Genomic DNA, 6,853 nt, shown 5'->3' with positions numbered 1-6,853 from the left:
TGCGGGTACTTCTTCGGGGCGGCCATGGCCTCGGGTCCTCTCATGAGACCCATCTGAACCGCTGTCACCATCCTCCGCATCCCGGGGGAACCTCACTTGCGAAGGGCGTGGCCAAGCCAGGCGCCGGGTCATGAGCGTCGTCATCGACCAGTAGACCATCGCCTCGGCACTGCTGGTGCGGCGCTCGAAGTCACGCACCGGGCGGCGACTTCGCATCAGGTGGGCGAAGAACCGCTGGACGATCCACCGCTTGGGCAGCACGACGAAGCCTCGCATGTCGTCGCTGCGCTTGACGATGGCGAGGACCAGGGCAAAAGCGGTGAGGCAGTGCTCGGCGAGGCTGCCGGTGTAGCCACCGTCGGCCCAGATCAGGGCCAGCAGGTGGTGCGCGGCAACGACTTGGGCGAGCAGGACCTGGGCGGCGGCTCGGTCGCCGACATCCGCTGCGGTGACCGTCACGGCGAGCAGCAGGCCGAGCGTGTCGACCACGACGTGGCGCTTGCGGCCGTTGACCAGCTTGCCGCCGTCGAAGCCGCGGCTGTCGGATCCGACGACGGCGTCGGCCTTGACCGACTGCGAGTCGATCACGCCTGCGCTCGGTTCCGGATCCCGCCCGGCCCTCTCGCGGACCCGGTCGTGGAACTCCCGGAGGCGCTTGTCGACTCCTGATCGCCGGTCAGGCCCGATAGGCCAGGACCCCGATCATCCCGGCCTCTTCGTGATACGCGTTGTGGCAGTGGGTGACCCACTGGCCGGGATTGTCCGTGTCGAACTCGCAGGTGACCGTCTGTCCGGGAAGCACCATGACGGTGTCCTTCCGGGGGCCGTTCGGGCCTCCGACGGCGAAGCTGTGGCCGTGGAAGTGCATCGGGTGCCACATCATCGTGGTGTTGGTGTAGCTCAGCCGCACGCGTTGGCCGGAGGTCATGACCGTCAGGGGCGCTTTGGGGTTGTACGCCAGGTTGTCCAGGCTCCACTGGTAGCCGGCCATCGAGCCGGTCAGGGCGATGGGAATGTCCTGGTCGACCGTACGGGCCGCGAGTCGGTGGCCCTGGGCGGCGGTCAGGGACGCCACGTTCCGGCCTCCCGCCACGGTGCCGGTGAGCTGCGCGGGGCGCGTGGTGGGCGGTGGCGCCGAGCCGGACGAGGTGCGCACCACGGCGAACGCGCTGTCGCCCTTGCCCTCGGCGACGGCGACGAGGGGGAAGACCCCGTCCTTGAGCGTGATGACGACGTCGTAGCGCTCGCCCATCCCGATGAGCACGCAGTCCGCCTCCACGGGCTCGACGGGTGTTCCGTCCGTCTGGACCACCTGCATGCGGTGGTCGCCCAGAGCGACCAGGAACGCGGTGTCGGCACCGGCGTTGATGAGTCGTAGCCGCACCCGGCTGCCAGGCTTGCCGTTGAAGGTGACGGGGGATCCAGGGATCCGACCGTTGATCAGGTAGTAGGGATAGCGCACGTCTCCCGGGTCTCCGCCCAGCAGCGCGCTGGTGCCGCTGCGGAGAATGCCGGCCGAGCCCGGCAACGCGGGGCTGGCCGACGTCTTGCCACCACTCCGTAGGGCGGCGTACACGTTTTCGGGGGTGAGCCCGTTCACGCCGTCCAGCCAGTCGTCCATCACGACGACCCAGTCCTCGTCGTAGGCCAGGGGCTCGTGCGGATCCTCGACGATCAGGGGTCCGTACAGGCCGTGTGCGAACTGGAGGCCGACGTGCGGGTGGTAGTAGTAGGTGCCGGGGGTGTCGACGACGTAGTCGTAGAGGAACGTGCCGCCGCCGGCCGGGATCGGGGGTTGGGTGACGTCCGGTACGCCGTCCATGTCGTTCCTGATGGCGAGCCCGTGCCAGTGCACGGTGGTGCCCTCAATCAGCTGGTTCGTCAGGTGTACCTGTACCCGGTCGCCGGCCGTGACCCTCAGTTCCCGTCCGGGCACCTGATAGTCGTAGCTCCAGGTGTTGACCTTGGGACCCCCCAGGTCCACCGGTCCCACCGCGGCAGTGAGCGAATAGCTCCGGACTGTCCCGTTCCAGTGCCGTAATGCCTCCCGGGCGCTGACCTGGGGACCGTCGGGCTGCATCAGCGGGGGGAAGGACGGTGCTCCGGAGGGCGTCGCGGTCGCAGCGTTACCGCCACCCTCACCGACGGCGGCCTGGCAGCCGGCCAACATGGCGCCGGCAACCGCGAGTCCCCCTCGCATGATTGCCCTGCGACCGATCGAGATCATGCTCGTGCTCACCTTCCGGACGGCAATCGGGACGCTGTGGCTGTGCGAGAGCAGCGGACTCAGCGTAAGCAGCGGGAGCGTTCCGTGCCCGCCGGGCACTTGGGGGCCACTTTGGGACCGCGGGCGATGAGCACCCATGGGCGAAAACGGGCGGGCATGTGCGACGCCGAGGCGATCTTGATCAGGGCATGCCAGAATCAGGGTCGGCTTAGCGGTGGCGGACGGGGGAGGGCTGTGGCGGTGCCGGGCCGGGCGGGCGGGCCGGGCGGTTGCGGTGTTCGGGGCGGGGTGGCCGGGCTGACGGCGGCGATGGAGCTGGCGGAGCGCGGGTTCGCGGTGACCGTGGTGGAGCCTGCCGGATGGGGTGGGAAGGCCCGTAGCGCCTCGGTGCCCGGAACCGGCACCGGTGGGCGGCTTGATCTGCCGTCGGTGGCGGTGTCGATCACCGAGACGTTGTTGCCGTTGGTGTTCGGCACGTACGCGCGGGTGTCGTCCGGGCTGCCGACCACTGCGTTCTTGTGGGTCAACTATCGTGTGAAAAACCGGATATGACGTCCATTCAGTCAAGTCGCGCCGCCGGGGGTGTCAAGGGGTCGCAGGTTCAAATCCTGTCGTCCCGACTTGCAAAACTGCAGGTCGTAGGCCGCTTTCACCGAAAGGGCCCCTGCCCCGTGCCCTGAGTGACCGTACAGCGGCCGCTACGAGACCGGACCCGCGGGCCGGCATGTGTCCGACCCGCGGGCAGGCGCCGGCCCGCCGTATGCATGGTCGCCCGTACTGTGCCGCCGACCGCGCCCTGCGCTCCGGGCCGGTCAGCGCAGGTCCGTGACCGCCTGGCGGAGTTCGTCGAAAGCTGCGCGGGCGAGGGTGGCCAACTCGCCGGGGTGGTCGTCGCGGGCGGGATCGGCCCATCGGGTGTAGCCGAGCCGGAAGGCGAGGACGCCGAGTTCGGCGGCCGCCAGTGCGGTGGGTTCCGCGATGCCGCGCCGCTTGAGGGCGTCGACCATCGCTGCGGCCATGCCGGCGCTCTTCGTGGCCTCGCGGCTGCGCAGTTCCTCATTTGCCTCGATCGCCGCGTGCAGCAGCGGGCCGAGCGAGCGGTTGAACGAGGTCATTTCCCCCGATGCGCGCTCCAGGCCGGCGGCGACGGCCGCCAGCGGTGTCGCGTCCGCCGGGGCGGTGTCGATGCCCTCGGCCAGCAGGCGGCTCAGCGCGCCCTGGCCCGCGGTGAGGATTTCGCGCTTGTCGGCGAAGTGGCGGAAGAACGTGCTGCGCGTCAGTTCGGCGCGTTCGGCGATCTGCGCGACCGTCGTCTGGTCGTAGCCCTGCTCGGCGAAGAGTCCGAGCGCCGCCACGACCAGACGCTGTCGGGCGTCGGGCTTCCATCTCGGCATGGGCCCATTCTAGGTGATGCGACATGTGTCGCATCACGGCTATAGTGATGGGACACCAGTCGCATCACTCCTTGGAGCTCGTCATGCGCGTCTTCATCACCGGCGGAACCGGCCTGGTCGGGTCGGCCGTCGTCGCCGAACTGCTCAGCGCGGGACACGCCGTCACCGCTCTCGCCCGCTCCGCCGCCGCCGCGGCCCGCGCCGAGTCCGCCGGTGCCGCCGTTCTCCGCGGCGCTCTCGCCGACCTCGCAACCCTGCGCGCCGGCGCGGAGCAGGCCGACGGTGTCATTCACCTGGCCTTCAGCAACGACTTCAGCTCGCCCGAGGCATTGGCCCAGGGCATCACCGAGGAAGCTGCCGCGCTCACCGCGCTCGGCGACACCCTTGTCGGCACGGACCGCCCGCTCGTCACGGTGGCCGGTACGCCCTACGTGCCGGGGCGCGCCTCCACCGAGGACGACGCCCTACCGACGCAGGGGCCGGTCGCCGGGCGCAGCCGCTCGGTGACCCGAGCGCTCGAACTCGCCTCCCGGGGCGTGCGCAGCTCGGCGGTACGGCTCCCGCGCACCGTCCACAACGAGGGCCGGGGAGGATTCGCCGAGCTGCTCACCGACATCGCCCGCCGCACCGGCGTCGCAGGCCACCCCGGCGACGGCTCGCAGCGCTGGCCCGCCGTCCACGCACGGGACGCCGCCGTGCTGTTCCGGCTCGCCCTGGAGAACGCCCCGGCCGGAAGCTCCTGGCACGCCGTCGCCGACGAGGGCGACGCGGTCCGCGACATCGCCGCCGTCATCGGCCGACGCCTGGGCCTGCCCGTCGAGTCGCTCCCGCAGGAGGACTTCGGCCCCCTCGGCCCGATCTTCGCCACCGACCAGCCCGCGTCCAGTGCCCGCACCCGCGCCACCCTCGGCTGGCAACCGACCCACCCGAGCCTGCTCGCCGACCTGGAGAACATCCGGCCCTGACCTGAGCCCGAACGCCCCTGGCGCCGGACCGGTGCCCGAACCCGACGGCTCGACGAGAGGAACGACGTTCCCATGACCTACGGACCGCACAACCCAGAAGCCACCTACGTCACGCACCACTACCCCGAGCACGCCTTCGACACCGGCGAGGTCAGCCTCAACTACGCCACGGCCGGATCGCCCGAGAACCCGGCCCTGCTGCTCATCCCGGCCCAGGGCGAGTCCTGGTGGGGCTACGAGGCGGCGATGAAGCTTCTCGAAGACGACTTCGAGGTCTTCGTCGTCGACCTGCGCGGCCAAGGCCGCTCCACCCGCACCCCCGGGCGCTACACCCTCGACAACATGGGCAACGACCTGGTGCGGTTCGTCACCGGCCGCATCGGGCGCCCGGTCGTCGCCTGCGGCCTGTCGTCCGGCGGCGTCATCGCCGCCTGGCTCGCCGCCTACGCAACACCCGGCATGCTGCGCGGCGTGTACTGCGAGGACGCGCCGCTGTTCTCCTCGGAGATCCAGCCTGCCTACGGCCAGGGCATGCACCAGGCCATCGGCCCTTGGTTCGAGCTGATGAGCAAGTACCTCGGCGACCAGTGGTCGGTCGGCGACTGGCCGGGGTTGAAGCGGTCCATCGCCACCGAGCTGCCGCCGGCACTCGCCCGGGGCCTGGCGGCGATGGGCGACTTCCTGGGCGGCGACGAACCGCCCCAGACGTTCAAGGAGTACGACCCCGAGTGGGCCCACGCCTTCGCGAGCGGGTCGGCCAGCGCCTCGGTCGACCACGCCCGGATGCTCGCGGCCGTGAAGGTCCCGGTGCTCTTCAGTCACCACTTCCACCACGTCGACGAGGAGTCGGGCCGACTTCAGGGCGCCATCTCGGATCTGCAGATCCGGCACGTACGCGAGTTGGTGACCCGAGCGGGCCAGCGGTTCGACTACCTGTCGTTCCCGGAGGCGGGCCACGTGATGCACGGCAGCGATCCCGAGCTCTACAGCAGGACCGTGCGTGAGTGGAGCCGCACGCTGGGCGCCTGACCTCCCACGCGGCGCCAGCCGCTCCCGGGCGCTGCTCGCGGGCCGGCCGCCGCCTGGTCCGAGTCAGCCTTCGGCGCCCGGGAGGAGGGGACACAGTAGTCCTGCCGACGAGTGGCAGCGCCGTCGTCAGCGGGACTTCCGGTCGAGGGAGGACGGCGTGGCGCAGTGCTCGTCGCCGTCGGTGAGGTCGTCGCGCACCAGCATCATCAACTGCGTGTGCGGGTCGGTATCCAGGGAGCGGACCGAAATTCACCTTTCACGGCGGGCCGGAGTTGTCCGGTGACGCACGTGCCGGTTTCCGCCGGTTGCCGAAGCGATCGACTCCTGGCGGCCAGCACAAGATGGTTCTGACGTTGGGAGCGCGTGTGGCGCCGTTGTCCTCGCGGGCGCCCGATGAATCGTTCGAACGGCGGGGCAGGCTCGCTGCTCTTGGGGTGGAGCGCGTCAGTCGGGTAGGTCGGTGAGCCAGTCGGTCAGGAGCCGGTTGACCTCGGTGGGGCGTTCCTGCTGGATCCAGTGGCCGCAGCCGTCGAGGATGTGGGAGGAGCACCGGCCCGGCGGGGTGGCGGGGAACGCCTCGATGGCGTCGGCCAGCCAGGTCGTGGAGGCGGGCTGCCGCCGGCGAACAGGGAGGGCTGGGCGATGGGGGCGCCGGCGAGGACGGTGAGGTTCTCCCAGTCGCGGTCCATGTTCCGGTAGCGGTTGAGGGACTGACCGGCGAGAGCGTGTTCAAGCAGGGGGCCGCCCACGTCCGTCACATCGGTCTGGGATCCCGGCACTGCTGGCAGGGGCAGGTTGGACGGGCCCCGCGCGCCTGATACTCGGTCACATGAGTGCCACAGCGCGCGAGGGATCGCGTCTCGGTGAGTTCCTGTCCACTCGGCGGGCGGGGCTGACACCGGCCGATGTCGGTCTGCCCGACTACGGGGACAGACGGCCAGCCGCGGGCCTGCGCTGCGAAGAAGTGACCCGGCTGGCCAGCGTCAACGAGGCCCATTTGCGACCCGCAACTGCCCGCACTGCAAGCAGCGGCAGGGGATCTGAGCCCCAGAGCGCAAGGAACACGCTCAGGCTGAGTGCGCGCGAACTGATGCCGGTCAGTTCCCCGGCAAGGCTGTCCTTGCTGTGCCGGTTCCGTCCATTGGCTAGGAGCGTGGGTCGGTAACGAGCAACTGGCCGGGTGGGTTTGATCGCCGCGATCGGTCGCGGTCGCCCGGTCCGTGCTCGCCGCGCCGGTG

General features: G+C 70.5%; 6 protein-coding genes and 1 pseudogene. 3 read left to right on the top strand and 4 right to left on the bottom strand.

The features are described 5' to 3' along the window. Both ACGF12_RS37675 and ACGF12_RS37670 read right to left on the bottom strand, forming a co-directional pair. Nucleotides 1-687: transposase (locus tag ACGF12_RS37675; protein ID WP_393040890.1), on the bottom strand; the 687-nt coding region annotated here is incomplete at its 3' end. Continuing rightward, nucleotides 677-2,227 carry a multicopper oxidase family protein gene (locus ACGF12_RS37670; protein ID WP_393040887.1) on the bottom strand — a complete coding sequence of 517 codons (1,551 nt, stop codon included), beginning with the start codon at nt 2,225-2,227 and terminating at the stop codon, nt 677-679. The genes ACGF12_RS37670 and ACGF12_RS37675, both read right to left, overlap by 11 nt. A 288-nt stretch (nt 2,228-2,515) precedes the next feature. On the opposite strand from ACGF12_RS37670, the gene ACGF12_RS37665 reads away from it, so the two are divergent. Beyond that, on the top strand, nt 2,516-2,779 hold the full coding sequence (locus ACGF12_RS37665) for an NAD(P)-binding protein (RefSeq protein WP_393040884.1): 264 nt from the start codon (nt 2,516-2,518) through the stop codon (nt 2,777-2,779). A 260-nt stretch (nt 2,780-3,039) separates the two neighbouring features. On the opposite strand, the gene ACGF12_RS37660 is transcribed toward ACGF12_RS37665, so the two are convergent. Next, a complete protein-coding gene (locus ACGF12_RS37660) occupies nt 3,040-3,621 on the bottom strand; it encodes a TetR/AcrR family transcriptional regulator (RefSeq protein WP_393040883.1) in 582 nt (193 codons plus the stop codon). 83 nt (nt 3,622-3,704) lie between these two features. Between ACGF12_RS37660 and ACGF12_RS37655 the strand changes: the two genes are divergently transcribed. Together ACGF12_RS37655 and ACGF12_RS37650 are read left to right on the top strand one after the other, a co-directional pair. Beyond that, a complete protein-coding gene (locus ACGF12_RS37655) occupies nt 3,705-4,586 on the top strand; it encodes an SDR family oxidoreductase (protein ID WP_393040880.1) in 882 nt (293 codons plus the stop codon). A gap of 72 nt (nt 4,587-4,658) precedes the next feature. Continuing rightward, nucleotides 4,659-5,615 (top strand): alpha/beta fold hydrolase, encoded by a 957-nt coding sequence (locus ACGF12_RS37650; RefSeq protein WP_393040877.1) that lies wholly within the window; start codon nt 4,659-4,661, stop codon nt 5,613-5,615. Between the two features lie 444 nt (nt 5,616-6,059). On the opposite strand, the pseudogene ACGF12_RS37645 reads toward ACGF12_RS37650, so the two are convergent. Then, nucleotides 6,060-6,325, bottom strand: a pseudogene (locus ACGF12_RS37645) (alpha/beta fold hydrolase); the annotation flags it as partial. Nucleotides 6,326-6,853 lie beyond the last annotated feature (528 nt).

The sequence above is a fragment of the Kitasatospora sp. NPDC048296 genome (genome assembly GCF_043201815.1).
GTDB lineage: Bacteria > Actinomycetota > Actinomycetes > Streptomycetales > Streptomycetaceae > Kitasatospora.
This window is presented reverse-complemented; position numbering and strand designations above follow the sequence as displayed.